22 protein-coding genes and 2 pseudogenes are annotated in these 24863 nt (G+C 64.3%); 13 read left to right on the top strand and 11 right to left on the bottom strand.

Annotated features, from left to right (window positions below; translation table 11 throughout):
• Positions 1-10 precede the first annotated feature (10 nt).
• Genes MYXE_RS04030 through MYXE_RS04020 form a run of 3 tightly spaced genes read right to left on the bottom strand, consistent with a single transcriptional unit; the run spans position 11 to position 3686 of the window.
• Complete coding sequence (locus MYXE_RS04030; protein ID WP_085194070.1) at positions 11-961, bottom strand: VOC family protein; 951 nt, start codon at positions 959-961, stop codon at positions 11-13.
• 2 nt (positions 962-963) lie between these two features.
• Positions 964-2175: a CaiB/BaiF CoA transferase family protein gene (locus tag MYXE_RS04025; RefSeq protein WP_085194072.1), complete on the bottom strand. Its 1212-nt coding sequence runs from the start codon at positions 2173-2175 to the stop codon at positions 964-966.
• A gap of 14 nt (positions 2176-2189) precedes the next feature.
• Positions 2190-3686, bottom strand: coding sequence for an aldehyde dehydrogenase family protein (locus MYXE_RS04020; protein WP_085194074.1), 1497 nt, complete (start codon positions 3684-3686; stop codon positions 2190-2192).
• A gap of 86 nt (positions 3687-3772) precedes the next feature.
• Here MYXE_RS04020 and MYXE_RS04015 point away from each other — a divergent pair, with 86 nt between their 5' ends.
• The 5 genes and pseudogenes from MYXE_RS04015 to MYXE_RS03995 all read left to right on the top strand — a co-directional run bounded on the left by MYXE_RS04015 (position 3773) and on the right by MYXE_RS03995 (position 8828).
• Positions 3773-4978: an acyl-CoA dehydrogenase family protein gene (locus MYXE_RS04015; RefSeq protein WP_415624459.1), complete on the top strand. Its 1206-nt coding sequence runs from the start codon at positions 3773-3775 to the stop codon at positions 4976-4978.
• A gap of 20 nt (positions 4979-4998) precedes the next feature.
• The gene (locus MYXE_RS04010) at positions 4999-5949 is read left to right on the top strand and encodes an acyl-CoA dehydrogenase family protein (RefSeq protein WP_085194087.1); all 951 of its coding nucleotides are present in this window, start codon (positions 4999-5001) and stop codon (positions 5947-5949) included.
• 24 nt (positions 5950-5973) lie between these two features.
• Positions 5974-7115: pseudogene (locus tag MYXE_RS04005) on the top strand (acyl-CoA dehydrogenase family protein).
• Positions 7116-7224: 109 nt separating this feature from the next.
• Positions 7225-7965: a FadR/GntR family transcriptional regulator gene (locus MYXE_RS04000; RefSeq protein ID WP_085194089.1), complete on the top strand. Its 741-nt coding sequence runs from the start codon at positions 7225-7227 to the stop codon at positions 7963-7965.
• 17 nt (positions 7966-7982) lie between these two features.
• Entirely contained in the window at positions 7983-8828 is an 846-nt protein-coding gene (locus tag MYXE_RS03995; RefSeq protein WP_085194081.1) for a PaaI family thioesterase, read from the top strand.
• A 3-nt stretch (positions 8829-8831) separates the two neighbouring features.
• On the opposite strand, the gene MYXE_RS03990 is transcribed toward MYXE_RS03995, so the two are convergent.
• Together MYXE_RS03990 and MYXE_RS03985 are read right to left on the bottom strand one after the other, a co-directional pair.
• Entirely contained in the window at positions 8832-9641 is an 810-nt protein-coding gene (locus MYXE_RS03990) for an enoyl-CoA hydratase/isomerase family protein (protein ID WP_085194083.1), read from the bottom strand.
• A gap of 10 nt (positions 9642-9651) precedes the next feature.
• Positions 9652-10590, bottom strand: a complete 939-nt coding sequence (locus tag MYXE_RS03985) for a thiolase C-terminal domain-containing protein (RefSeq protein WP_232061722.1) — start codon at positions 10588-10590, stop codon at positions 9652-9654.
• Here MYXE_RS03985 and MYXE_RS03980 point away from each other — a divergent pair, their 5' ends adjacent.
• A complete protein-coding gene (locus tag MYXE_RS03980; RefSeq protein ID WP_161552043.1) occupies positions 10591-11682 on the top strand; it encodes an IS630 family transposase in 1092 nt (363 codons plus the stop codon).
• Here MYXE_RS03980 and MYXE_RS03975 read toward each other — a convergent pair.
• Together MYXE_RS03975 and MYXE_RS03970 are read right to left on the bottom strand one after the other, a co-directional pair.
• A pseudogene (locus tag MYXE_RS03975) lies at positions 11677-11997 on the bottom strand (thiolase family protein); the annotation flags it as partial. The gene MYXE_RS03980 and the pseudogene MYXE_RS03975 sit on opposite strands and share 6 nt — an antisense overlap.
• Positions 11994-13217 (bottom strand): OB-fold domain-containing protein, encoded by a 1224-nt coding sequence (locus MYXE_RS03970; protein WP_085195133.1) that lies wholly within the window; start codon positions 13215-13217, stop codon positions 11994-11996. The gene MYXE_RS03970 and the pseudogene MYXE_RS03975, both read right to left, overlap by 4 nt.
• A gap of 97 nt (positions 13218-13314) precedes the next feature.
• On the opposite strand from MYXE_RS03970, the gene MYXE_RS03965 reads away from it, so the two are divergent.
• Genes MYXE_RS03965 through MYXE_RS03950 form a run of 4 tightly spaced genes read left to right on the top strand, consistent with a single transcriptional unit; the run spans position 13315 to position 17210 of the window.
• The gene (locus MYXE_RS03965) at positions 13315-14169 is read left to right on the top strand and encodes an SDR family oxidoreductase (RefSeq protein ID WP_085195130.1); all 855 of its coding nucleotides are present in this window, start codon (positions 13315-13317) and stop codon (positions 14167-14169) included.
• A 9-nt stretch (positions 14170-14178) separates the two neighbouring features.
• The gene (locus MYXE_RS03960; protein ID WP_161552042.1) at positions 14179-15327 is read left to right on the top strand and encodes an acyl-CoA dehydrogenase family protein; all 1149 of its coding nucleotides are present in this window, start codon (positions 14179-14181) and stop codon (positions 15325-15327) included.
• Positions 15324-16415, top strand: a complete 1092-nt coding sequence (locus tag MYXE_RS03955) for an acyl-CoA dehydrogenase family protein (RefSeq protein WP_161552041.1) — start codon at positions 15324-15326, stop codon at positions 16413-16415. The genes MYXE_RS03960 and MYXE_RS03955 overlap by 4 nt, the downstream gene beginning before the upstream one ends.
• Positions 16416-16430: 15 nt before the next feature.
• Complete coding sequence (locus MYXE_RS03950; RefSeq protein WP_085195122.1) at positions 16431-17210, top strand: SDR family oxidoreductase; 780 nt, start codon at positions 16431-16433, stop codon at positions 17208-17210.
• A 38-nt stretch (positions 17211-17248) separates the two neighbouring features.
• Here MYXE_RS03950 and MYXE_RS03945 read toward each other — a convergent pair whose 3' ends face one another.
• Positions 17249-18079, bottom strand: a complete 831-nt coding sequence (locus MYXE_RS03945; RefSeq protein WP_085195120.1) for an enoyl-CoA hydratase/isomerase family protein — start codon at positions 18077-18079, stop codon at positions 17249-17251.
• A gap of 133 nt (positions 18080-18212) precedes the next feature.
• Between MYXE_RS03945 and MYXE_RS03940 the strand changes: the two genes are divergently transcribed.
• Positions 18213-19040 carry a mycofactocin-coupled SDR family oxidoreductase gene (locus tag MYXE_RS03940; RefSeq protein ID WP_085195118.1) on the top strand — a complete coding sequence of 276 codons (828 nt, stop codon included), beginning with the start codon at positions 18213-18215 and terminating at the stop codon, positions 19038-19040.
• Complete coding sequence (locus MYXE_RS03935) at positions 19037-19978, top strand: TIGR03619 family F420-dependent LLM class oxidoreductase (protein WP_085195116.1); 942 nt, start codon at positions 19037-19039, stop codon at positions 19976-19978. The genes MYXE_RS03940 and MYXE_RS03935 overlap by 4 nt, the downstream gene beginning before the upstream one ends.
• Positions 19979-19996: 18 nt before the next feature.
• Here MYXE_RS03935 and MYXE_RS03930 read toward each other — a convergent pair whose 3' ends face one another.
• From MYXE_RS03930 to MYXE_RS03920, 3 genes are all read right to left on the bottom strand, one after another.
• Entirely contained in the window at positions 19997-20350 is a 354-nt protein-coding gene (locus tag MYXE_RS03930; RefSeq protein WP_085195114.1) for a hypothetical protein, read from the bottom strand.
• 143 nt (positions 20351-20493) lie between these two features.
• Positions 20494-21375: an LLM class F420-dependent oxidoreductase gene (locus tag MYXE_RS03925; protein ID WP_085195112.1), complete on the bottom strand. Its 882-nt coding sequence runs from the start codon at positions 21373-21375 to the stop codon at positions 20494-20496.
• 16 nt (positions 21376-21391) lie between these two features.
• The gene (locus MYXE_RS03920) at positions 21392-22153 is read right to left on the bottom strand and encodes an SDR family NAD(P)-dependent oxidoreductase (protein ID WP_172468550.1); all 762 of its coding nucleotides are present in this window, start codon (positions 22151-22153) and stop codon (positions 21392-21394) included.
• 247 nt (positions 22154-22400) lie between these two features.
• Between MYXE_RS03920 and MYXE_RS03915 the strand changes: the two genes are divergently transcribed.
• Positions 22401-24860, top strand: coding sequence for a CaiB/BaiF CoA transferase family protein (locus tag MYXE_RS03915; protein ID WP_085195110.1), 2460 nt, complete (start codon positions 22401-22403; stop codon positions 24858-24860).
• Positions 24861-24863: the final 3 nt, after the last annotated feature.

Below are 24863 nucleotides of genomic sequence, written 5' to 3'. Positions count from 1 at the left end.
CCCTTGCCAGCTAGCGATTGAAGTGCTTCATCGGCCGTTCGACGAACTCGAACACCACGCCGTCGGGTGAGCGCAGGAAGGCGATGTAGAGCCCGTCGATCTTGGTGCCCGGCAACTGGCACCACACCGGCTCACCCTGTCGCTCAACGGAATTCGGCAGCAGTGATAGCGCTTTCTCAAGGTTCTCGACTCGCAGCGCACAGCGGTAGAGGCCCTGGCGGTTACCGCCCCAAGGCACCGGATCGTGGCGAGCGGTGTCGGGATGCTGCACCACGGTGAGGCTAAACTGCTCGCCATCCTCGGGTAAGCCGAAGCGGGCCACCATACAGTCAACCAGGCCGGTGGACCCACCGGGAGCGAGCTGCTCGGCTGAAACCTTCGTGCGAGTCAGCGGCTGCAGCTCGGCGAAACCGATGGCGGTCAGAAAGCCCGCGGTCGCAGATGCATCAATGGCCGCGATGCGGATCCCGTCGAACGTTGCTCGCCCCGGCCCGACACCGGCAGACCTGTCGGCCAGTTCGATCACGGCACCGTCGTGGTCCAGCACCAACACTGACTTGGCGCCTGATATCAACCCCTCAATCGGGTCACCGACGATGCCACCCGCGTTCCGCAATATTGCTGCCGTACCCGCCAAGTCGGCGACGGTCATCAACGTCGACCGGATGCCGGGGCGCGTCGGGTCGCTGCTCGGATCGGGCTCCAATGGCGGACTGCTATACTCGATGACCTCCAATGCGCAACTAGCACGCCCGCCCCTATCATCATAGAGAAACGATGTAGCACAGTATGTTTCGCCATCCAGCCCCAAGATGCTGCCATCCGTGGCCACTGCGGGATCGGTACGCATCCGCGCGGACAGCCCGAGCTGCTGCGCATAAAGCCTCTCGGTAATACTCAGCGATTCGCAGTTGAGGTTGACGTGCAGGAAGCGCCGCGCCAGATGCTCGGAGACCGGCACGGTTACAACACCACCGACTTCACCTTGAGGTCGATGATCTCGTCTTCGCTGTAGCCCAGTTCGGCCAGCACAGCATCGGTGTGCTCGCCGTGCCCCGGCGCACGACCTAACTCCAGCGGCGTATCGTCGAACTGCACCGGGCTTGCGGCCAAGGCGAACTCGTTGTTGTTCGCGTCGATGGTCCGCGGCAGGTAACCGTTGGCCAACGCCTGCGGGTCGGTGTGCACTTCGTGGGCCGTGCGCATCACGTCCCAGACGCCGTCGAACCCGGCGAACGCCTTCTCCCAGTGGGCGAGATCTTCGGACTCGAAGGTCCTGCGAAGCTCGGCGATACAGTCAGCACGATTCGCGAAGCGCACCGCCGCGTTGGCGTAGCGCTCGTCGTCGATCAAGTCCGGCCGGTTGATGCGCTTGCAAAAGTCCGCCCAGAACCGGTCGGCCTGTAACAGCACGAATGCGATGAACCGGCCGTCTCGGGTCTTGTAGATGCTAGCTACCGGGTTGGGCATGTCCTCCAGCTGGAATTTTGGGATGTCCGCCCCGGTGACACCCGCACCGACGATATCGGGCCCGAGTTGCCAGATCGCTGCACCCAACAGGGATACGTCAACGACCGACGGTTCGCCGCTGCGTTCCCGCTTGACCAGCGCTCCCGCGATGCCCGCGGCGATCGCCAGCCCGCCGTACACGTCACCGAATGCGGGCCGCTGGATAGGTGGATAGGACCCGTCGCCGAGCGCGTACGCGTGACCGATTCCGCCGCGCGCCCAGTACGCAGCGAGGTCGAAGCCGCCGTGATCGGCCAATTCTCCTTTGGTGCCGTATCCGTGGCCGCGGGCGTAGATGATCTTGGGGTTGCGCGCCCGCAGCTGCTCGACGTCGACCCCCATCCGCCGCCGGGAATCCGGCAGCAGGTTGGTGAGGAAAACATCGGCGGTCTCGACTAGCTTCATGAGTAGCTCGTGACCCTGCGGGCTCGAAATGTCGAGCCCGATGCTGCGTTTGCCTCGGTTGGGTTGCTCGATGAAATGGTTGACGCCGCTGGCGCCTGCAACAATGCCCGAGCTGATTAGGCCCCGCTGCGGGTCACCGGTCTCCGGATGCTCGATCTTGATGACGTCCGCGCCCCAGTCGGCCAGTACGGCGCCGGCCGAGGGGACGAAAGACCAGGAGGCGAGTTCGATTACCCGGATACCACTGAGGATGTCGTTCATGGTTCCTTCACTTGTCAGGCCAGCGGATAGCCGATGACCTTGGTTTGCAGATGCTGTTCAAAGCCCTCCAGGCCGTTCTGCCGGCCGATACCGCTCATCTTGTAGCCACCGAACGGCGCGTCGGCGCCGTAGAACAAGCCGCTGTTGACGTTCACCGACCCGGTTCGGATGCGGCGGGCCACGGCCATCGCGCGCTCATTGGAGCCCATCACTGTCCCGGCCAGCCCGTACATCGAGTTGTTGGCTAGCGCCACCGCGCCGTCGTCCCCGCCGTCGTAGGGAGTAATGGTGAGCACCGGGCCGAAGATTTCCTCCTGGAAGATCTTCATGTCCGGCGTAACATCAGCGAAAATCGTTGGTGCGACGAAATACCCGCGTTCGCAGCCCTGCGGCGCGCCGCCACCGACCGTGACCCGCCCGCCCTGCTGTTTGCCGACCGCGATGTAGTCCATCACCCGGTCGCGTTGCCTGGCCGACACCAGCGGGCCACAGAAGTTGGCCGGATCGGCCGGATCCCCGCACCCGACTGCGGCGAATGTCGCGGTCGCCACCTCGACGGCCTGGTCGTAGAGCTGGCGGGGCACCAACATGCGGGTGGCAAGCGCACAACCCTGCCCAGAGTGGATCAACGCGCCCATGCAGCCGGGCAGCGCAACCGACATGTCGGCATCGTCGAGCACGATGTAGGCCGACTTGCCGCCCAGCTCAAGCAGAGTGCGCTTCATGGTGTCGCCCGACAGTCGCTGGATCAGCCGGCCCACGGCCGTTGATCCGGTGAAGGAGATCATGTCGATGCGGGGGTCGGTAACGAGCCGCTGGGCGATGTCGTTGTCGGAGGCAGGCACGATGTTCACCACGCCCGCGGGAATGTCGGTCTTCTCGGCGATGATTCGTCCCCAGCGCAGCGCGCTCCACGGTGTTTCGATCGCCGGCTTGAGGACCATCGTGTTCCCGGTCGCCAGAATCTGACCCATCTTGTTGCTGATGATTTCGAACGGGAAATTCCACGGGGTGATGGCCCCAACCACCCCCATCGGTTCCTTGACGACCACTCGGTTGTAGGGCACGCCCATCTTGGCGTCCTGATCGAGCATTCGCTCCCATTGGAATTGCGTGATGAACTCCGCGGGCCAGCGCACCGCGTCGGCCAGCGGCCAGTCCAACTGCGCGATGTAGGTGGAGCTGACAGGGGCGCCGGCCTCCGCGACCAGCTCGGCGCGCATGTCCTCTTTCTCCTCCTGCAGCGCGTTATGCAGTTGCCGAAGACAGTGTTGACGGAACTCGCGGTTGGTCGACCAGTCGGTCGTGTCGAATGCCCGGCGCGCGGCGGCGATCGCCTCCTCCATGTCATCGGAGCTGGCGTCGGTACACACACCGAGCACTTCTTCAGTGGCCGGGTTGATGTTGTCGGCGGTCTTGCCGGTCGATGAGTCACGCAGTCGACCGTCGATGTAGAGGCGCGTTTCCGGGTTGAATCGGTCAGTGGTGGCGGCGACCGGTGAAACCGACATTGGCCCAACCTCTCGCTTGCGGATACGGGATGTGGTCTAGTCTACTGCTTATAGCTAATTGTTTATCGGATTATGCGGAGGTTACCTTGTCGACAGCGGTGGCCGAGCGCCGGCGTGACTACGTCGCGGATGTCGCGCTGTATCGGCAAGACTTCCGACGCTATCTAGCCGGTCTAGATTGGGCGGATGATTGGCGAGAGGCTTTTTTCAGCAGCACCGAAGACGGCCTCGCCCACGACGCCCGGGTGATGGCTCTACTCCATGACGTCGGCTGGAACCGGTTCGGCTGGCCCGAGCAGGCCGGAGGGTTGGGCGGCAACGAGATTCACCGGGCCGTCTACTACGAGGAACTGGGCAATGCGATGCTGCCCATTCCCGCACAGCAGTGGTCGCTGGAGGTGCTGGGCCCGGCGGTGCTCAAGTTTGCGCCCCAGTTGGCCGAACAGCACCTGCCGGCGTATCTGAGCGGTTCGGAGTGGTGGGCCCAGGGGTTCTCCGAACCCGAGTCGGGCAGTGACCTGGCGTCGCTGCGGACCCGCGCGGTCGCCGACGGCTCGGGAAAGTATGTGATCAGCGGCCAGAAGATCTGGACCAGCCAGGGGCCGACGGCTACCAGGCTGCTGGTGCTCGCCCGCACCGGTGCACCGGAGAGCCGCCACCGCGGCCTGACAATGTTCATGGTCGATGCGGACAGTCCGGGGGTCACCGTCCGTCCCATCGCGTTGGCGAGCGGGCGGCGTGAGCTGGCGGAGGTCTTCTTCGATGACGTGCGGGTGCCCCGCGAACGGCTAATCGGGGACGTCGACGGCGGCTGGGCCGTGACGATGCACCTGATGCAGTTCGAACGCGGCATGTATGGCTACGCGGTGCTTAACAAGGTGCTGACCGAGCTGGGCAGGTTGCGCGCCGACATGGCCACCCGCGGCGCTTCGGCCAGCGCCCGCGAACGCTTCGCTCGGGTATACATCGACGTGGTGGCAGCACAGGCGCGCACCGCGACCACTGTCCGCGCCCTCGCGCGCGGCGACACCGTCGGGCCTGCCAGCAGTGTGGACAAGCTGCTGTTCAGCAAGGCCGAAAAGGCGGTCAACGACCTCATCCTTGATGTGCAGCGGGAATGGCTGATCGCCGGCACGCGAGAAGGGCAAGTTTCGCCGAGCCGCGACGAACTCGACACAGCGCGGGCCGAATGGTGGTATTCCCGCGCGGCGACCATCATGGGCGGTACTGCGGAAATCCAGCGCGGCATCATCGCCGACCACATCCTGGGCCTGCCGAAGGAGAAGCGGTGAGCGTCGACGAATCCTGGCCGATGATCGAGGAAGCGGTGTTCCGGCTCTTCGAAGAGCTGGCCACCAAATCGGACCACGTCGCCGTCGGGCCGCGCCTGGCTGAGCTGGGCTGGTCGGACATCGAGGCCGAATACCCTGTTGAGTCGTGTGAGCTGTTGTTTCGTGCGCAGGGCCGCTCACTAGCCCACACCGACTGTCTGGATCGAGTCATGCTGGCCGAACTGACCGCGCTGCTTAACGAACCGGCCGACGGAATCGTGCTGCCCAACCTCGCCGATAGCTGCACTCCCAGCTCGGCCGAGGGCCAGGTGGCCGGCATTGTCGTGGGATGTCCACGGGGCCGCATGGTGGTGCCGGTATCAGGTGCTATGGGCACGGTATCGGTAGGCGTCGTCGACGCCGACCGGCTGACCGCTAGCCGGCTGGACACGTTCGACGGCTCGGTGTGCTGGTGGCACGTGTCAGGTGCGCTCGACGGCGAGCTGATCGAGGCATCCACCGAATGGAATCGGGCAATCTCGGCGGCGCACCGTGCACTGGCCACTGAGCTGGTCGCGGTGGCCGACCGGGCGTTGCGGCTCGCGGTGGACCACATCAGCGCCCGCGTCCAGTTCGGAATGCCGATTGGCTCCTTCCAGTCGCCCCGACATGCGCTGGCCGATGCCGCGGCCACCCTGGCGGGCGCCCGGGCGCTGCTGGGTGAGACCTGGCGCTATGGCGGGCGGATGTCGGCACAGACCGCCAAGGCGGCGGCCGGACGGGCGCACCGAGAGGTGGCCGACGCCGCGCTTCAGGTGTGCGGCGCCATCGGGCTGACCGCCGAGCATGAACTGCACCGGTACGTGACCCGCGGCTTTCAGATCGATGCACTATGCGGGTCCTACCAACAGCTTGAGGCACTGCTAGCCGACCGGCTTTTCGAGACCTACTCCCCTGGTCGTTGGCTACCCGCGATCATCGACTGGGGCTGACCAGACCAGACTGGAGGATCGTCGTTGCGCCGCAACATTTTTGAACAGGTCCACGAGGACTTTCGGGCAACCGCGCGGGAATACTTCGAGCGCGAATGTGCGCCGTATGCCGAGAAGTGGGAACGCGATGGCAAGGTCAGCCGCCAAGCCTGGCGCGCCGCGGGCGAGCACGGGTTGATTGGGTGGGCGCTGCCCGAGAAATACGGCGGCCTCGGCGTCACCGACTACCGGTTCAACCAGATTATGGCCGAGGAGTTCTTCGCCACCGGCTCAGTCGGCCTTGGTTTCGGCGTGGCCAACGACATCCTGGTGCCCTACCTCAACGACCTGACCACTGAGGAACAGAAGCACCGTTGGCTGCCCAAATTCATTGCCGGCGAGCACATCGGCTCGATCGCGATGTCTGAGCCGCCGCCGGCTCAGACCTGGCAGGCATCAAGACCACCGCCCGCGACGAAGGAGACCATTGGGTGGTCAACGGTCAGAAGACGTTCATCAGCAACGGTCTGCTGTCCACGCTGGTGCTGACCGCTGTCAAGACCGATCCCGCGGCGGGGCACAGAGGAATCAGCCTGCTGATGATCGAAGAAGGCATGCCCGGCTTCACCCGTGGCCGCAAGCTCGACAAGATCGGTCAGCACTCCGCCGACACCGCAGAATTGTTCTTCGACAACGTTCGGGTACCAAAGGAAAACCTCGTCGGCGAGCTCAATCGCGGCTTCTACCATCTGGTCTCACACCTGGCCACCGAACGGTTGGGGGTAGCCTGCTACGCGGTCCCGGCGGCGCGCAGGGCGCTCGAATTGACCAAGGCCTACGCGCATGAACGCACCGCCTTCGGTCAGCCGATCGGCAGGTTCCAGGTCAACCGGCACTTCATCGCCGAGATGCAGACCAAGCTCGACGTTGCCCAGACCTACCTGGACCAGTGCGTGCTGGCGGCCAATGACGGCACGCTCACCGACGAGGATGCCGCCGGGTTGAAATGGTGGTCCTCGGAGATCCAGTGGGAGATCGTCGACCGATGCCTGCAGATGCACGGCGGTTACGGCTATATCAACGAGTACGAGGTGGCCCGGCTGTGGCGCGACTCGCGGGTGCAGCGGTTGTACGCCGGCACCACGGAAATCATGAAGGACCTGGTGGGCCGAGCCATGGGGTACTGACGATGATGTTGCTCACTCGTGGCGGGTCGCTACCCACGCGTCAGTTAATCTGTAAGACAGTTAAATGAATGGTATTTGGGGCGTATTCGCCAGCGGAGGGAGCGGCAACGTGGAGGTCAATAGCCTTCGGGAACCAAAGATGGCCGAACGGGTGGCCACCGTGCTGCGCCGAATGATGGTCCGCGGCGAACTCGCCGAAGGCACCATGCTGCCACCGGAATCCGAGCTGATGGAGCGATTCGGCGTGTCCCGGCCCACGCTACGGGAAGCGTTTCGGGTACTGGAGTCCGAGTCACTGATCAACGTCGAGCGTGGGGTACGTGGCGGCGCCCGGGTCACTCGCCCACAGCGCCAGACGCTGGCCCGCTACGCCGGCCTGATCCTCGAGTACGAGGGCGTCACATTAAAGGACGTCTACGATGCTCGGGTCACCATCGAAGTGCCCGTGGTCGTGCAGCTTGCCACCAAGCGGAAGCCCGCCGCGATCGCCAAACTCGAGGAGATCGTCGAAGCCGAAGCCGCGCTGAAGCCGGGCACCGAAGCCGTCGACCAGCTGACCGACTTCCACGCCGCTATCTCGCGGCTCTCGGAGAACAAGACGCTGCAGATGATCAACGAGATGCTGCACCACATCATCGAGAAGGCCAACCGGTCACTGCAGCCGACCACCGGCGTCCGCGCCGAGCAGGCGGCGCAGAAGTCAGCGAAAACCCACCGGATGATCGTGGACATGATCAAGGCCGGCGAGGCCGAGCGCGCCGGCGAGCTGTGGAGTCGCCATTTGCGAAAAGCCGAGGAGTTTTTGTTCACCGGTGCCGAGCTCTCGACTGTTGTCGACCTGCTGGAATGACCGCATCCGGTTGCGCGATGAGCGCTCGGCCCGAACACCACGGGACTCCCCAGCCCGATATCGAAACACCTGACACCCTGCTGCGGCGGTTCGGTATCGACGTTTTGGACGCCGATGTCGCCAGTACCACCGCGGCCATGTCGATGCCGATCGCCGGGATGCGCAACCCGTTCACCGGCCTGCCGACGATCGGACCGCTAGCCATCTTGGTCGACGCGGTCAGCGGCCTAGTCAACCACTTCCGACGAGAGATCGGCGAATGGACGGTGTCTAGCGAGTTGACGCTGGAACTCAGCCCCGACGGCGGCGACCTTGCGTCGGCCGATCCGGAGGTTCCGGTGACGGCAACCGGGCGACCACTTGGCCCCAGAGGCTCCAGCTCATTGTCGTTCTGCACGCTCACCTGCGGCGACGTGGTGATCGGCGGAGCCACGGTGCGGTCGTATTTCATCCCGACGGACGATGTGACCCTGGATGGCCCAGCCGACGGTTTGGTCAGGACCGCCCAAACCCCGCTAGCTGAGCTGATGGCCGTGACCATCAAGCCGACGTCCGACGGTACGCGGGTGCTGTCGCAAGGTGTCGATCCGATCCTGAACAACGCTATCGGGGTCATCAACGGCGGCGTCGCCTCCGCGGGTCTGGAGCTGGCGGCGTCGGCAGCCATGAACAGCCGCGGCGGCCCAACGATGCGCACCGCCTCGGTACGGGTGAATTTCCTGCGTCCCTTCTATGCCAGCGAGCACTCCCGGTACGAAGCCGCTCCGCTGCGGATCGGCCGAGGCACCGCGGTCACCGACGCAGTGGCCCTTGGAGACGCCGGCAAGGTCGCGGTCGCGGCCCGTGTCACCGCCTACCGCTGACCCCTATTTGTTCGAGCGTGCCCGAAAGGCGGTCACCCGATCCTTGAATTCCTTGGTCGAGAACGATGTGTACTCCGCGGCCAAGGCGTATTCCAGGACTCCCAGCGCCGCTCGGCTCAGGTGCATGTTCAGCGCGACCTTGGAGGACCGCACCGCCTGGGCGGGCAGAGCGGCGAGCCGCTCGCCCAGGCTCAGCGCCTCCTCCAGCACCTTGTCATCGGCAACCACTCGGGTGACGAGATTCAATTCCTTGGCGATCGGCGCGGTGATCTTGTCGCCTAGCAGCACATACTCCTTGGCCTTCATCATCCCGACCAGCAGCGGCAGCATCGCTGCGCCGCCATCGCCCGCCGTCAGCCCGACAGCGACGTGCGGATCGGCGAGGTAGCTGCTCTCCCCCATCACCAACAGATCCGACAGCAGCGCTACGGAGCAGCCCAGTCCGACCGCCGGCCCGTTGACCGCGGACACCAGCGGCTTGCCGAAATTGATCAACTCGGTGAAAACCGTGCGCGCATCGGCGATCTGTTCGGCCCGCGCCTCCGGGTTTTCAATCAACCGGCCGAACATCACCATGTCCCCGCCAGCCGAGAATGCCTTGCCCACGCCAGTTGTGACCACTGCCCGGACCTCTTCATCGTCGAGCAGCACCCGCCAAATGCCGGTCATCGCCTTGTGCACCGCTTCGTCGACCGCGTTGAACGCCTCTGGCCGGTTGATGCTGACCACGTGCACTGAGCCGACCTTTTCGACCAATAGCGAAGGGGCAAACGCCTCGTATCCGGGCAGCGTTGCGATTTGTGACGTCGTCATCAGGCTCCCGTCAATATTTGTCAATCGAAAGAATGGTCACGGCCGACACCGCGGTGGGACCGCCAATATTGTGCGCCAATGCTATTCGCGCGCCGTCCACCTGATTCTCGGCCTCGCCGCGCAGCTGGTTGAACAGTTCATAGCACTGCGCCACCCCGGTAGCTCCGGGCGGGTGCCCCTTCGCCTTCAGCCCTCCACTTGGGTTGACCGGGATAGAGCCGCCGACGTAGGTTTCACCGGCCTCGATCAGTTTGTAGGCCTCGAACCGGCCGGCGAAGCCGAGGTCTTCGTAGCTGATCAGCTCGACGCCGGTGAAACAGTCGTGGACCTCGGCGACGTCGACGTCGTGCGGGGTCACCCCGGCCATGGTCATCGCAGCCTTGGCGGCGCGTACCGTCGGCGGAAAGGTGGTCATGTCCGCCTTGTGCTGGTGCATCACTCGATCCATGCCAATTCCCAGGCCGCGCACCCACACTGGCTGATCAGTGTAGCGATCGACCACGTCTTCAGCGGCTAGGATTACCGCCGCGGCACCGTCGCTTTGCGGCGTGCAGTCATACAATCCGAACGGGTCCACCACGATCGGCGCAGCCAATGCCTGCTCGATGGTGATCTCGTAGCGCAGTTGGGCTTTGGGGTTCTTCAGCGCGTGGTAATGGTTCTTCACGGCCACCATCGCCATGTGCTCTTTGGTGGCAGGCGATTCGTGCAAGTAGCGGTTGACATGCAGCGCAAAGTTGGCCGGGGCCACCAAACCCAGTGGGTAATCCCACGCGTTATCGCGGGTAAACGCCGCCCATTCCCAGAAGGTACTATCCGTCGCAGTCTCGCGCACCTTGTCCGCGCCGACGACTAGTGTCTCGCGCCAGAAATTCGTTACATAAATGTAATCGGTGCGGATCGGCGGTGTTCCACGGCGAAACGCATTGGTGCGTGGGATGATTCGCATGTGGCATCACAGGGGCGACCGAAAGCGGAATTGGTGTTGACCGATGAAGAACACGAGACGCTGACCCGGTGGGCGCGGCGGCGCAAATCCGCCCAGGCGCTGGCGTTGCGGTCACGGATCGTGCTCGGTTGCGCCGAGGGCTTGACCAACAAGCAGGTCGCGGCGCGCGAGCGGGTATCGCAGCCGACCGTGGGCAAGTGGCGGAGCCGGTTCGTCGAGGCACGGCTAGACGGGCTGGTCGATGACCCCCGGCCGGGCCGGGCGGCGTCGGTGAGCGCCGAGCAGGTCGAGAACGTGGTGGTGGCCACCTTGGAGTCCACTCCGGCCAACGCCACGCACTGGTCGCGGGCCTCGATGGCCCAACGCTGCGGGCTGTCGAAGTCCACGATCGGGCGGATCTGGAAAGCATTTGAGCTGCAACCACATCGGGCCGAGCACTTCAAACTGTCCAATGATCCGCTGTTTGTGGAGAAGGTCTATGACATCGTCGGGCTCTATCTTGACCCGCCCGAGGCCGCGGTGGTGCTGTGCGTGGACGAAAAGAGCCAGGTCCAGGCGCTGGCGCGCAGCCAGCCGGCGTTCCCGATGATGCCCGGCATGCCCGAGAAACGCACCCACGACTACGTGCGCTCGGGCACCACCAGCCTGTTCGCCGCCTTCGACATCGCCGACGGCACCGTGATCACCGCGCTGCACCGGCGCCACCGCGCCATCGAGTTCCGCAAGTTCCTGGCCAGGATCGACGCCCAGGTCCCCGACCACCTCGACGTCCACCTGGTCTGCGACAACTACGGCACTCACAAAGCGCCCACCGTGCAAAGCTGGCTCGAGCGCCACCCTCGCTTCCACATGCACTACACCCCAACCTATTCCAGCTGGATCAACCAAGTTGAGCGCTGGTTCGCCGAGCTGACCCGCCAACTCCTTGAACGCGGCGACCACCGCAGCGTCCAAGCACTCGAAAAAGACATCCGTGCCTGGGTCGCCGCCTGGAACGACAACCCCAAACCATTCGTGTGGACCAAGACCGCCGAACAGATCCTCCAGTCCATCCAACGACTAATGAAACGAATTTCTGGCGCGGGACACTAGCACCACGTCATACAGCCCCGACGCGACGGCTATGGTTCCGTTGCGGATCGCGTCATTGCCGGTGGCGCAGGCATTTTCGACGCGGGTGACGGGAATCTCGACGAGATCGAGGGTGTCGGCCAGGATGCCCGACGGGAAGCCGTCGGTGGTGGACAGTTCCCCGAACCAAGCGGCCTGGATCTCCGACTTGTCTATGCCCTTGTCGACGTGTGCCACGCACTCGGCGTAGGCCATCGGCACCAAATCCTTGATCCCGAGTTCGAAATGCTCGGCGAACGGCGTCATCCCGGCGCCGACGATGGCAACTCTTCTCACGCGGACGCTCCTTGTGGGAGTTGCTTACCCGGCCAGAACGCGTAGCCGTAGTCCGGGACGCCGGCGCGGGTGGCGATCCTGCGCAACACCACCGAACCCGACTCCCCGATGCTGACCTCGCCGGCCGGCACACCGGTGACTTTGAGCAGCACGCGCACCGGACTGTCATCGAGCTGCACCACCGCCAGTGAGTAGGGGCTGGGTAGATCGGGCACCGGGAACTGGATCGTCGTCTGCGTGTAAACCGTGCCGGTGCGCGGCAACGCTTCCAGCCGGTACTCGGTGGCCAGGCCGCCAGCAGAATCGACGCGGGCGCGCGGCGGGAACATCGGTGAACCGTCGATGCCCGGCCGTTGATCGAAAAGCGCTGCCTGCCAACGCAGTTTGGATTCGAAAGCGCGAGCGTAAGCCGGCAGTGAGATCGGGATCCCGGTGCCTTGAGCGATCCGAAACACGGGCAACTCTCGGGCGGAGGCTTCGTCGCGGGTGATGCGCGGCGATCTTACGCCAAGGCTTAGCTCGGCAGCAGTGACGCTCGACTGCTCGACCGCCAGCACGATGCCGGGAGTGTGGTTGTCGATGGCCTCGGCGATCAGCCGGATCACCGCAGCTGCCGAGGTCGCGGGCTCCTCGACCGCGGCGGAAACATCGAACCGATGACCGAGCTGCGCTGCCGTCACGCCGGCCACCGCCGCAACGGCTGGAGTGCCGGTCACTCCTAGGCGCGCCAGCGTGGACTTGACGCCGACCTCGCGCTGCAGCCGAGGGTCGGTATAGGTGTGCCGGCAGCCGTTACAGGTCCGGACCTGCATAGGCAGACTTCTGGTTTGGCGCGTGACTGCCGTAAGTTTCGCGCCAGATCCGCCGATCAGCACCGCCGCGGCGCCCACGGCGGTGTCCGAGTCATCGGCGGCGACTACCAGCTTGCCGTCGACGCCCATGATGATCTGATCGAGAACGGTCGGTGCAGCGCCCAGCACCTCGGTCACCGGCACGTCGGCCGGCAACGACAGACCGGCCAGCAACACCGCCCCATTGTCTCCTTCGAGCAGCGGGAAGTCGCGCGAGACCATAACGACATGCTTGGCCGATCCCGTGGGATCAGCTGCCCGCCCGGCTGCCACCGCCATCGTCACCGCGTCTTCGTCGGGCCCCTTGACCCGGCGGCCGCCTTTGCTCCAGGGAGGCAGATACGTGCCAATCCCTACGATCTCCGTCATACCGTCGCTCCCTTAACGGGGCCCGTCCGATTCCCACGCAAATAAGCTATATAGTTACAGCATTTGGCCAAGGATAACATCCCGGGAGGGACTCACTGTGCGGGATCGAAGCCTCAAGGACCGCGTCGTCATCGTCACCGGCGCCAGCCGCGGCATAGGACGCGAGATTGCGGTCCGGGTAGCGGCCGACGGCGCCAAGGTCGCGTTGATTGCCAAGACCTATGCACCCCATCCGAAAATCGCGGGCACCCTGCCCGAGACCGCCGAGGCGGTTCGCGCGGCCGGTGGCCAGCCGCTGCCAGTGAAGTGTGACGTGCGTGATGCCGACGCCGTCGCGGCCGCCATCGGTGCCGTGGCCGAGAAGTTCGGAGCCATCGACGTGGTCGTCAACAACGCGGGGGCCCTGGATTTGCGCGGCACCCTGCAGCTGCCGCCGGCTGGCTTCGAGCGGCTGCTGGCGATCAATGTCAAGGGACCATTCGCGGTGGTCCGAGCCGCGTTCGAGCATTTGCAGCGTTCGCAGAATGCCCACATCGTCAATGTCTCCCCACCGGTAAACCTGCATCCTTCTTGGGTCGGGGCACATGTGGGCCACACCGTCGGCAAGTACGCCGAGAGCCTGTTGACGCTCGGATGGGCCGCAGAGTTCGCTTCGGTTCCGATCGCGGTCAACTCGCTGTGGCCGGCGACCACTGTGGCGAGCACCGGGATGATGGCCGCGCTCGGAGAGGCGGAAGTGCGCTCCCAGGCCCGCGGTCCGCAGATCATGGCCGATGCCGTGCATGCTCTGGTGACTCGGCCAGCCGCTGATTGCACCGGCAACTTCTTCACCGACGAACAAGTGCTCCACGACGAAGGTATCGAAGACTTCTCGCACTATCGGCTGGCTGCCCGCGAAGACGATCTCACGCCGAACTTCTACCTCCCAACAACACCGCTGCCTACCGGGTAGACACAGACGATGAACTCCTTCGACGTGTTGTGCGCCAATGACACTGAATTGGCCGAACTGCGGATGGCGATCCGTGAATTCTTGCATTCCGACCGCGCCGAGTTCGATTGGCATCCGGCCGTCGATTCCTGGCTGTCCTGTTGGGATGAAGACTTTTCCGCGCGGCTCGGCGATGCGGGGTTCCTCGGGCTGACCATCCCGGCGCGCTACGGCGGCCGCGGGCTGGGGCATCTGCACCGCTACGTCGTCACCGAAGAGCTGCTCGCCCACGGCGCCCCTGTGGCCGCCCACTGGGTCGCCGACCGCCAGGTCGCACCCGCTTTGCTCACCTACGGCAATGAAGAGCAACGGCAGCGTTTACTACCGAAGATTGCTGCCGGTCGGTGCTATTCGGCGATTGGGATGAGCGAACCCGGCGCCGGATCCGATTTGGCGGCTGTGCAGACCAAAGCCACCCGAACCGACGGCGGCTGGCTGCTCAAGGGCACCAAGGTTTGGACCAGCGGCGCACACCACGCACATCAGATCGTGGTGCTGGCGCGCACCAGCGAAGTCGACCAGGCGCATCGCCACGCGGGGTTGAGCCAGTTTCTCGTGCCGTGCGATTCACCGGGAGTGACGATAAGCCCGGTAGTACTGATGTCGGGTGAGCACCATTTCAACGAGGTGTTCTTCGACGACGTGTTCGTGCCGGACGCCGATGTGCTTGGTGAGATTGGCGACGGCTGGCGTCAGGTCACATCGGAGCTGTCGTTCGAGCGCAGCGGGCCCGAGCGATTCCCTTCCACGGCTCCGCTGATCATCGCGGCGTTGCGACAGCTCGCGAATCGACCGGAGGTCGATGACCACATCGCCGCCGATGTGGGAGAACTGCTGGCCCAATTGATCTCGCTGCGCCAGCTATCGGTGTCGGTGGCCCGTGCACTGGCCCGCGGCCAGCAGGTCGCCAACCAGGCGGCACTGGTCAAGGACCTGGGCACCCAATTCGAGCAGCAGTCCGTCGACCTGGTCGCCAACCTGCTTTGCGATGCCTTACCCGATCCGACGTTACAGACGCTGTTTCGAGCGGGCTGGTCGCACCGTCCGTTGTTCACGCTGCGGGGCGGCACCAACGAGGTTTTGCGTTCCGTCGTGGCGCGCGGGATGGGCTTGCGGTGAATGCCGAAAACGCCCTGGCCGGCGGTGTTTTTGACGTATCGATCCGCGATGACGACGTTGCTGAACTGCGTCGGTTGGTCGACGACATCAGTCGTCGGTCATTCGACGCCCGCCTCGGCCACCGAGGGTTACCCGAGCAGTTCGACCATGCGCTGTGGGCCAACCTGGAGGACAGCGGGCTGACTCGATTGACGAGTACGCCCGACCTCGGTGCGGGACCGGCCGACCTGGCGACGGTGCTGCGCGGTCTAGCCTGCCGCGCCGGTGCCGTGCCGCTGCCCGAGACCGATTTGCTTGCGGCTTGGCTGGCGCAGCGGGGCGGCTTCACGCCGCCCGCCGGGCCATTGACCGTCGCAATTGCTAACGCTCAACCGACCGGGAGCCGGATCGCCGGAACCGCAAACGATGTGCCGTGGACCCGGGCATCGGCCGCGATAGTGCTCGCCGCCACCAGCGCCGCTGGCGTTCACGTCGCGGTGATCGATCCTGGCGAGGTGAAGATCACCGACGGTCACAACCTGGCGGGCGAGCCGCGCGATCGGGTGGACTTCGACACGCCGGTGAATCGCTTCCGCCTGCTCAATGCCTCGGTGGGCGCCGAGCTGCTGCAGCGGGGCGCCTGGGCGCGATGCATGCAGATCATCGGTGCGCTGGACGCGACGGCGGAGTCGTCGGTGTTCCACACCCGCGAGCGTGTCCAGTTCGGCCGTCCGCTGAGCAAGTTTCAGTCGGTCCAGCACGCCTTGGCCGCGATGGCTGGTGAGATCGAACGGGCTCGTGCTGCCGCGACGCTCGCCGTCGCGGCAGCAGCCGACTACGGATTCGGCGCCGCGCCGACTGATTACGCGGTCGCCGTCGCCAAGGTGGTAGTCGGCCGCGCGGTAGGCCGGGTCACTACCAGTGCTCACCAGTTGCACGGCGCGATCGGCGTGACCGCCGAACACCATCTGTGGCTGTTTACCATGCGGGCGCAGAGCTGGGCCGGCGAGTTCGGCAGCACCAGCCGGCAGGCCCGCACGCTGGGCCGCATCGCGCTTCGCGTCGAAGACCCTTGGAACATCATCATCGGCACCAAACTGGCCGGTTAGCAGTAAGGAGAAGAAGTGACAGTGGCGGCATTCGACGGCGCGTCGGCAATCGTCAGCGGCGGCGCGGGTGGATTGGGTGAGGCGACCGTACGGCGCTTACACGCCGAGGGCCTCGGCGTCGTCATCGCCGACGTTGCGGAAGACAAAGGCAAAGCGCTCGCCGACGAGCTAGGCCAGCGAGCCACGTTCGTCAACACGGACGTCACCGACGAGGAAAGCATCCGCGCCGCGATCGAGGTGGCTGACGATCTTGGAACGCTGCGGTATGCCGTTGTCGCGCATGGCGGGTTCGGTGTGGCGCAACGCATCGTCCAGCGCGACGGCACCCCAGCCGATTTCGGCGGATTCACCAAGACGATCGACCTCTACCTCAACGGCACCTATAACCTGGCGCGGCTGGTGGCGGCCGCGGTGGCGGCAGCCGAGCCGCGCGACGGTGGTGAGCGCGGTGCGCTCGTGCTGACCGCATCGATCGCGGGCTACGAAGGCCAGATCGGCCAGAGCGCTTACGCCGCGGCGAAAGCAGGCGTCATCGGGCTTACGCTTGCCGCGGCGCGCGATCTGAGCGCAGCCGGCATTCGCGTCAACACCATCGCCCCCGGCACCATGAAAACGCCGATCATGGAGTCGGTGGGCGACGAAGCCATCAAGCAATTCGCTGCTAATGTTCCGTTCCCCCGTCGGCTCGGCGAACCGAGCGAATTCGCGGATGCGGCGGTGTTCCTGCTCACCAACGGGTATGTCAACGGTGAAGTACTGCGATTGGACGGCGCCCAACGGTTCGCACCCAAATAGGTTGGGCCGTGCCAGAATCTGCCGGAAGCACCCGAGGCCTACAGCCGCCCGTCGATCCTCAAGTCGGGGTGGACCCATTCGGGTGAACGCTTCTCCTTGAAGGCGCGAAAGCCCTCCCGGGCCTCGGGACCGGTAAGGCTGCTGTGCATTCCGATGCGGTCGAACAATCCCAAATAGTGGTCCAGGCTCGCCTTGATGGAAGCCCTGGCGGCCGGCGCTGTCCGACAGCATTGTGCGAGAACATCGCGTGCGGTTTCGAGTAGCTCGTGGTGAGCAACCACGCGTGCCACCATCCCCCAGTCGAGTGCCTCCCGGGCGGTCAGGACCCGGCCGGTGAACATCAAGTCACGGGTGCGGACCGGGCCGATGATGCGGGCCAGCATCTGGCTGTAGTACGTGTCGGCGATCCCGCGGAAAAGTTCCGGCACCCGGAAGGTCGCGCGCTCGCTCACGACAGCCATGTCGCTACACAGCGCAACCTGCAGTCCCCCACCCTGGCATAGGCCGTTAACCGCGGCTACCACGGGCTTCGCCGAGGTACGCAAGGTGTCAAAAGGCGTCACATCCATGGAAAGGGTGGATGCGAAATCCATCCAATCGTCGGCACCGCCCTGGCCCAAGTCGCCGCCGGGGGCGAACACATCGCCAGTCCCGGTGATCAGCAAACCGGCAAGTTCCTCGTCAGCGTTGACCCTGCTGATCGCGTAGCGAATGCCGAAATACATTGCCGGGGTGAAGGCGTTTCGCGCCTGCGGTCGATCAATCGTGCAAATCGCGAAGGGGCCTTGCCGGGTGAATGTCAGAAACGGCGTGCCCAACCAGTCGCCGTCAGGCGGTCGAGGATTGCTGCCGTCGCGGGATTGCGCCATGTGTACTCCCTGTGTGTTGCTGGTTCGTGACTCTCGGCCGCATCCGCTATGCGTCTGGTTCACCTTGCTAACTATTAAACTAGTTGTAGGATTCGACCAACCCAGCTGCACCGTCAACGGAGAGGAATTGGCCATGGGCTTGTTGGATGGTCGCGTTGTGTTTATCACCGGCGCCGCGCGCGGGCAAGGCAGATCCCATGCGGTGACCTTCGCCGAAGAAGGTGCCGACATCGTCGGCGTCGACATCTGCGAAGACCTTGACCTGGTGCCCTACCAACTCGGGACGATGGAGGATCTTGAGGAGACCGCACGTCTGGTCGAGAAGACCGGCCGGGGCATGGTGATTCGCAAGGCCGACGTACGCGATCTGCCTGCGTTGCGGGCCGCGTTCGACGCGGGGGTGCGCCAGTTCGGCCATATCGACACGGTAATTGCCAATGCCGGAGTCATCCTGACTAATCCCGACGAGCGTGACGCATCCGAAGCCCTGCGGCTCGGTGTCGACATCATGCTGATCGGCGTATGGAACACCTTCCAAGTCGCGATCCCGCACCTCAGGGAACGCGGGCAGGGCGGAAACCTCGTCGCGACAAGCTCCATGGCGGCATTGCTTGACCTGACCGACGGCCGGGGCGGCACCGACGCCTACAACATGTCAAAGCTTGCGATCACCGGGCTGGTGCGGTCCTATGCCAATTTCTTGGCACCAGAACGGATCCGGGTCAACGGGGTCGCGCCGACCAATTGTGCGACGCCGATGATAACCGAAAACCCGGCACTGTTCAAGGTGATCGAGCAAACCCCGCACCTAGTGAACGCGATGCAGACCGCGCTACCCGATTTCCCGATGATCGACCCCAAGGATGTGTCAAACGCGATTTTGTTCTTGATCTCTGAGTATGGGCGCAGCTTCACAGGAAGCGTGCTCAAGGTCGACGCCGGCATGGACATCCGCCGGTGAAGTTCACGCTCGAGTACCCCAGTGAGATCCCGGATGCTGCGCCGGCATTCCTGGCGCCGGACGTGATCACGCGACTGGCGGTTCAAGCCGAGGAATCGGGTTTTGACGCCATCGCGTTCAGCGATCATCCGGCTCCCTCGATGAAGTGGCGATGCTCCGGCGGCCATGACACCTTCGAGCCGGCGCTCGCCTTGAGCTACATCGCCGCGGTCACTACGCGCATCCGTGTCATGACGAACCTGTACGTGCTTCCGTTCCGCAACCCGTATCTGGCAGCGAAGACCTTGACCAGTCTGGACATCCTGTCCGGTGGTCGGCTGATCGCCGGGGTTGGCGCGGGCTACCTACGATCGGAGTTTTCGGCACTCGGAGTGGCTTTCGATCAACGCGCCTTTTTGCTAGATAGCGGACTGGACGCTCTCGTGCGGATCTGGACTCAACCTGACCAGCCGGTCATCGGAGAAGATTTCGCCGCGACTGGTCCGATGTGGCTTACCCGTCCGGTGCAACACCCGCATCCGCCTATCTGGATCGGCGGTAACGGCAAGGCGGCCCGTCGGCGAGTGGTGCGTTACGGCCAAGGCTGGTGCCCTGTCATCGCGCCACCGTCGATGGCGTCCTCAATTCGCACCGCCGTCATTGACAGCCCGGCGAAGTTCGGCCGCGCCGTCGAGGAGCTGCACGCCGACCTGTCCAGTGCGGGCCGCGATCCGGCCAGCGTCGACGTCCAGATCGATGTCCCTGTCATCAACTTCGATGCGCATCACTCGGTAACACGCTCATTGGAGCGCCTCGACGAATTTGCCGACCTTGGTGCGACGTGGTCGATCGTGCATGTCGACGCCTCCTCGGTGGGTGCCGCCGCCGAGTACCTCACCGCCTTCAGCGACACCGTCATTCGGACGCGTCGAGATCAACAACCCGCCAACGTCAGCTGACGAGGCGGCGTACCGTAGTCACCGACTGCGGATTCGGCTGCCACAGAATGTGTTCCACAACTGCGGCCGCAATTCGATGATTACCCGGTCTTGTGCCGCCAACATCCTAACCATTGCCTGTGCCGTTTCCTCGTCCGCGGTGACCTGCCGACAAAACGCCCGATAGAACCATCCAGCGGTCAGCAGGTCATCGTGCACCGTCGCCAGTGTTCGCGCACTGACCATCTGCTCCGGCTCCCACGGGGTGCCGGCACTAGATACCGTGACCGCACTTCGTGGCTCACGCATTAGCAATGAAACCCGGGGCCGATCACGAAACGACGTGACCCAAAACGCGTCGTCGTGCCATACGAAGCTCTGAACGGCGGCCACCGGCCAGCCGTATCAATTCAGCCAGGCGAGTGTGCACTCGGTTTGCGTCTGCAGCAGCAGCCGTCGCTCCTCATCGGTGAGCCGCAGCCGAGAACAGTCCATCGTATTGCCCCTCCTGGCAAGGTGTACCAAACGACCACTGGTCACAAATCGATTGTCCTGGAGACCAACTCGTCGCCGAGCCGAGCCACCTCGTCACGCATGTCGGCGATCGTGTGGGAGCGAATCGCGACGGTGAGCCGGTGGATGCCGAAGTCCGCATAGACCTTTGCCTCTTCGACCGTGCGCGCTCCGCCAGCGGTGAATTCCATCGCGGACGGATCGCGACCAACAGCCTGGGTCTCGCTACGCACGCGATCCAGCAGCTGGGGCAGCTCGACTAACGGGTCGTGACCCGGGAAAATGAACGGAAAGTAGCCGTCACCGCGGGTGGCCGCGCGCCGGATCGCCGCATCCGATGCGCCGCCAATCACCAGTGGGATCGATCGCCGCACTGGCCACGGTCGGCATTCGACCTGCTCGAAGTGGACGTAGCGACCGTGAAACGAGGCGGTGTCCTCACGCCACAGCCGTCGCATCGCGTCGATGTACTCATCCATCCGACGTCCCCGGTCGGCGAAGTTCATGCCGACCGCCTGGTATTCCTCCGGCAGGTCACCGACGCCGACACCGAGCAACACCCGCCCACCCGAAAGGTGATCTAGCGTCGCGGCCGACTTGGCCAATACGACTGGTTGATGCTCCGGCAGAATCAGCACCCCGGTGCCTAACCGGATCCGGCTGGTGGTCGCGGCCACGTAGGCGAACCAGATGAGCGGGTCGGGAATGCCACCACGGCGGCTCAGCCTGACCATGCTACCGTCTGGCGAGCCTCGGTAAGGCGTGGCATCCGGGTGTTTGGACATGATCACGTGTTCAGGTGCCCACAACGACTCGAAGCCAGCCTGCTCGGCGGCCTGCGCCAGTGCAACTGCACTGTCAGGATTGGGAAAGCCGGTACTGGAGAAGACGATTCCCCATTTCATTTGTCGATACCGCCTCTCAACGCAGGTAGGTGTAGCCGCCGTCAACCATCAAAGTGGTGCCGGTGATGTAGCTGCCGTCATCGGATGCGAGGAACGCGACGACGCGGCCGACGTCTTTTTCGGGAACGCCGAGCCGACGCAGCGGTATGTGCGGGATCAGATCGCTCTCACGAGACAGCCCGAGCTCATTCTCAAAATTGTCGAGACCCGGCGTCGCAGCGAAGGGACACAATACCACCGCCCGTATTCCGGATGGTCCCAAATCGACGGCGGCCACCCGGGTAAGAGCGCGCATAGCTTCTTTGGCCATCGCGTAGGCGGCCATCGCCGGCGGCGCCGTGATGCCCACCCCGGAGGCCACATTGACGATCAGGCCCTTCGACGACCGCAGCGCCGGTAGTGCCGCTTGCATGAGCAGGAATGCAGCCATCGGGCCAGTGCGCCAGGACTCGTCGAGATCTGCAGAGCAAAGCTTTCGTATCGCGCCGTAGTTGAAACTCTGAGCGGCGTGAACCATAATATCGAGGCGCCCCCAGGCATCGGTGACCGCGGCAACCCCCCGCTGGATGTCTTCAGGCTTACGCACATCGCATCGAACGGCGATCGCTGCACCACTGCGCTTTTCGATTTCATCTGCGGTCTGCTCGCATTGCGCCAACGATCGCCCGAGCACCGCAACTGCCGCGCCGCGATCGGCCAGCGCCAGGCCGGTTCCCCGGCCGATGCCGCTGCCACCGCCTGTGATCAAGGCCGTGCGGCCTTCCAACATCGTGTCCATGCCACCTCGGTAGCACGCACCTACGAGACCCCAAGATTATTTAACTGTTTTGATGATTGATTTTGGGCTAAAGCGTCAATCTAGACACCCATCGGTAACGGCAGAGAGCGCCAGAGGACGGGACAACGATGATCGACGTCGCGCTCACTAAATAATGGATTGACATTAATCTTGTGCCCTGCCAAGCTGGCGTAGCAGGCGTCACACCAGCCGGTCCACATCACGCGGGTTTCTCCAAGGAGCGATCATGGCGGCGACCAACTCGACTTCTGAAGGCCCACTCGCCGACCTTGTCGTGGTGGACCTGTCGACCACCCTCCCCGGGGCGCAAGCCACGCAGTTTCTTGCCGACTGCGGAGCCAACGTAATCATGGTGGAACCACCCGACGGCAGCCCGATTCGCCGACTGGCAGGATGGCCGGCGCTGCTACGCGGCAAACGCAGCGTCATACTCGATCTGCACGATCACGCGGATCTGGACCGACTTCGGGACCTGATGTTCCGAGCCGACGTCGCGGTCAGCACCCTGCGCCCAGCGGCCACTGAACGAATCGGCCTGACTCCGGACCTGCTTGGCAAACGTTACCCGCGGTTAGTGGTCGCGAACATCACCGGCTGGGGCTCGACCGGCCCGTGGCGCAACTACAAGGGCTGGGAAGCCCTGATCATGGCCAAAACCGGGGTGATGCACGAAAAGCGGACAGTCACGCGCAGGCCCGGACCCGTCTACGTTTCGGTGCCCTATGCGTCCTGGGGCGCCGCGCAGGCTGCCGTGCAGGGCATTCTCGCGGCGCTCATCGAACGCGGCTCGAGCGGCCGTGGCCAGTTTGTGGAGTCCAACCTGGTCACCGGAATGGGCGCGATGGACCCCTACAACTGGTTCTACGAGATGGTGTTGCAGCGCTACCCGAACGCCTTCGAACCGATGGACACGCCGTTCGACGACCAAGGTCGCCCCCAGGCATTTCTGATTTACGCCCTTTTGACTGCGCCGACAAAGGATGGGCACTGGCTCCAGTTTGCCCAGGTCTCGCCGCGATTGATGCAGGCCTGGTTGAACGAACTGGACTTGATGACAGAATTGGCCGATCCGAAGTGGCAGGGTTTCCCGATGCTGCCCAGCGCTGAACTGCGCACCGAGTGGTGGGATCTGATGCTGCAACGCGTACACACGCGCACGCTTGCCGTGTGGGAGCAGGCTTTCGCCGCAAACCACGACCTCAGCGGTGAGCTTTTCCGCAGCCCTCAGGCGTCACTGGATCATCCGCAAGTACGTCACGAGGGCCGAGCGGTGACGGTGATCGACCCGGACCTGGGACCGGTGCGCCAGCCGTCGACGCTGATCCACATTGACGGCAAACCACTGACGAGGTTGCGGCCGGCACCACGGCTCGGCGAGCACAACGCCGAGCTGATATCGGACGCAGTCGCCTTCCCGGCGGTGACGGTCACATCCGATGGCGGACCGAACGATCTACCGCTGCACGGTGTGACCATCCTGGAATTCGGCAGCATGTTCGCCGGACCCTACGGCGCCACACTGCTCACCGATCTCGGCGCCCGAGTGATCAAGGTCGAGCCGCTCGACGGCGACAACATCCGAGCCCTCGTCGCATTCCCGGAAGCCGGTGGGGCAAAAGTACTGCAGGGCAAGGAAAGCGTGGCTATCGATTTCACCAAACCCGAGGGTCTTGAGCTGGTATATGAGCTGGCCAAACACGTCGACGCTGTCTTGCAGTGCTTCCGCGGCCAAGCGGCTACGCGGGCCAAAATCGATGAGGCGACGCTCAAGGGCGTCAACCCCGACCTGGTATTCGTCAGCGCCCCGGGTTACGGCATCGATGGCCCGTACGCGCATCGAGCGGCCTACGCGCCCTCTATCGGAGCAGCATCAGGCCTAGCGGTGTTGGACAGCCGCGACGCTGCGCAGCCGCCGACAGACCTCGACGACATGCACCGCAAGGCAGCGGCATTATTCGCCGGAAGTGCGGCCCCTGCCGTACAGGCTGACGGGATCGCGGCGCTGGGCGTCGCCTCGGCGTTGCTGGTCGGGCTGTATGCGAAGCGACGCGGACTGGAACTCTCGAATATGGTCACCACGATGCTGGGCACGTCACTGCAGGCACTGATCGGGTACAACATTAGCTACGCCAGTCGTCGGAATGACGAGATGGCCGATGAGGAGTTTTACGGCGTCAATGCGCTCTACCGGATGTACCGCGCCGCCGACGGCTGGATCTTCCTGGCCGCTCCGCTCCCCCATGAATGGCCGGCGTTCGCCAAGGCCATGTCGGCGTATGTCGACCTGGACGCTGACGAAAGATTCGCCACGGCTGCCTCACGGGCAGCTAACGACGCCGCCCTGGTCGATGCCTTGACCCCGGTGTTTGCCAGCAAGTCCAAGCTGGAGTGGGAGCACGAGCTGACGTCGCACGACATCGGCTGTGTCGAAGTGGTGGAACGCAATCCAGAGCTTGAGCTGCAGACCGACCTCTACTTCGAAGCGGGCTACTCGGTGGAAGCGGTCAGCCCGATTTTCGACCGCCATCGACGGCTGGCGCCGCTATACCGGTTCTCGCGGTCGCGCACGAAGGCTGACGCCGGGTGCATGATCGGCCAGCACACCGACGCAGTGCTGCGCGAGATCGGTCTCGATGACGACCGCATCGCTGACCTAAGGTCGCGCCGCATCATCGGCGGCGGTTAGCCG

It is taken from the genome of Mycobacterium xenopi (assembly GCF_009936235.1).
GTDB lineage: Bacteria > Actinomycetota > Actinomycetes > Mycobacteriales > Mycobacteriaceae > Mycobacterium > Mycobacterium xenopi.
This window is presented reverse-complemented; position numbering and strand designations above follow the sequence as displayed.

What these genes read in the sequence shown, in the direction of transcription:
- MYXE_RS04025 (WP_085194072.1), bottom strand. Translation starts at nt 2,175, where the DNA reads ATGAACGACATCCTCAGTGGTATCCGGGTAATCGAACTCGCCTCCTGG.
- MYXE_RS03945 (WP_085195120.1), bottom strand. Translation starts at nt 18,079, where the DNA reads ATGGCGCAATCCCGCGACGGCAGCAATCCTCGACCGCCTGACGGCGAC.
- MYXE_RS03970 (WP_085195133.1), bottom strand. Translation starts at nt 13,217, where the DNA reads ATGACGGAGATCGTAGGGATTGGCACGTATCTGCCTCCCTGGAGCAAA.
- MYXE_RS03960 (WP_161552042.1), top strand. Translation starts at nt 14,179, where the DNA reads ATGAACTCCTTCGACGTGTTGTGCGCCAATGACACTGAATTGGCCGAA.
- MYXE_RS03985 (WP_232061722.1), bottom strand. Translation starts at nt 10,590, where the DNA reads ATGCGAATCATCCCACGCACCAATGCGTTTCGCCGTGGAACACCGCCG.
- MYXE_RS03990 (WP_085194083.1), bottom strand. Translation starts at nt 9,641, where the DNA reads ATGACGACGTCACAAATCGCAACGCTGCCCGGATACGAGGCGTTTGCC.
- MYXE_RS04020 (WP_085194074.1), bottom strand. Translation starts at nt 3,686, where the DNA reads ATGTCGGTTTCACCGGTCGCCGCCACCACTGACCGATTCAACCCGGAA.
- MYXE_RS03915 (WP_085195110.1), top strand. Translation starts at nt 22,401, where the DNA reads ATGGCGGCGACCAACTCGACTTCTGAAGGCCCACTCGCCGACCTTGTC.
- MYXE_RS04010 (WP_085194087.1), top strand. Translation starts at nt 4,999, where the DNA reads ATGATCGAGGAAGCGGTGTTCCGGCTCTTCGAAGAGCTGGCCACCAAA.
- MYXE_RS03940 (WP_085195118.1), top strand. Translation starts at nt 18,213, where the DNA reads ATGGGCTTGTTGGATGGTCGCGTTGTGTTTATCACCGGCGCCGCGCGC.
- MYXE_RS03925 (WP_085195112.1), bottom strand. Translation starts at nt 21,375, where the DNA reads ATGAAATGGGGAATCGTCTTCTCCAGTACCGGCTTTCCCAATCCTGAC.
- MYXE_RS03995 (WP_085194081.1), top strand. Translation starts at nt 7,983, where the DNA reads ATGAGCGCTCGGCCCGAACACCACGGGACTCCCCAGCCCGATATCGAA.
- MYXE_RS03920 (WP_172468550.1), bottom strand. Translation starts at nt 22,153, where the DNA reads ATGGACACGATGTTGGAAGGCCGCACGGCCTTGATCACAGGCGGTGGC.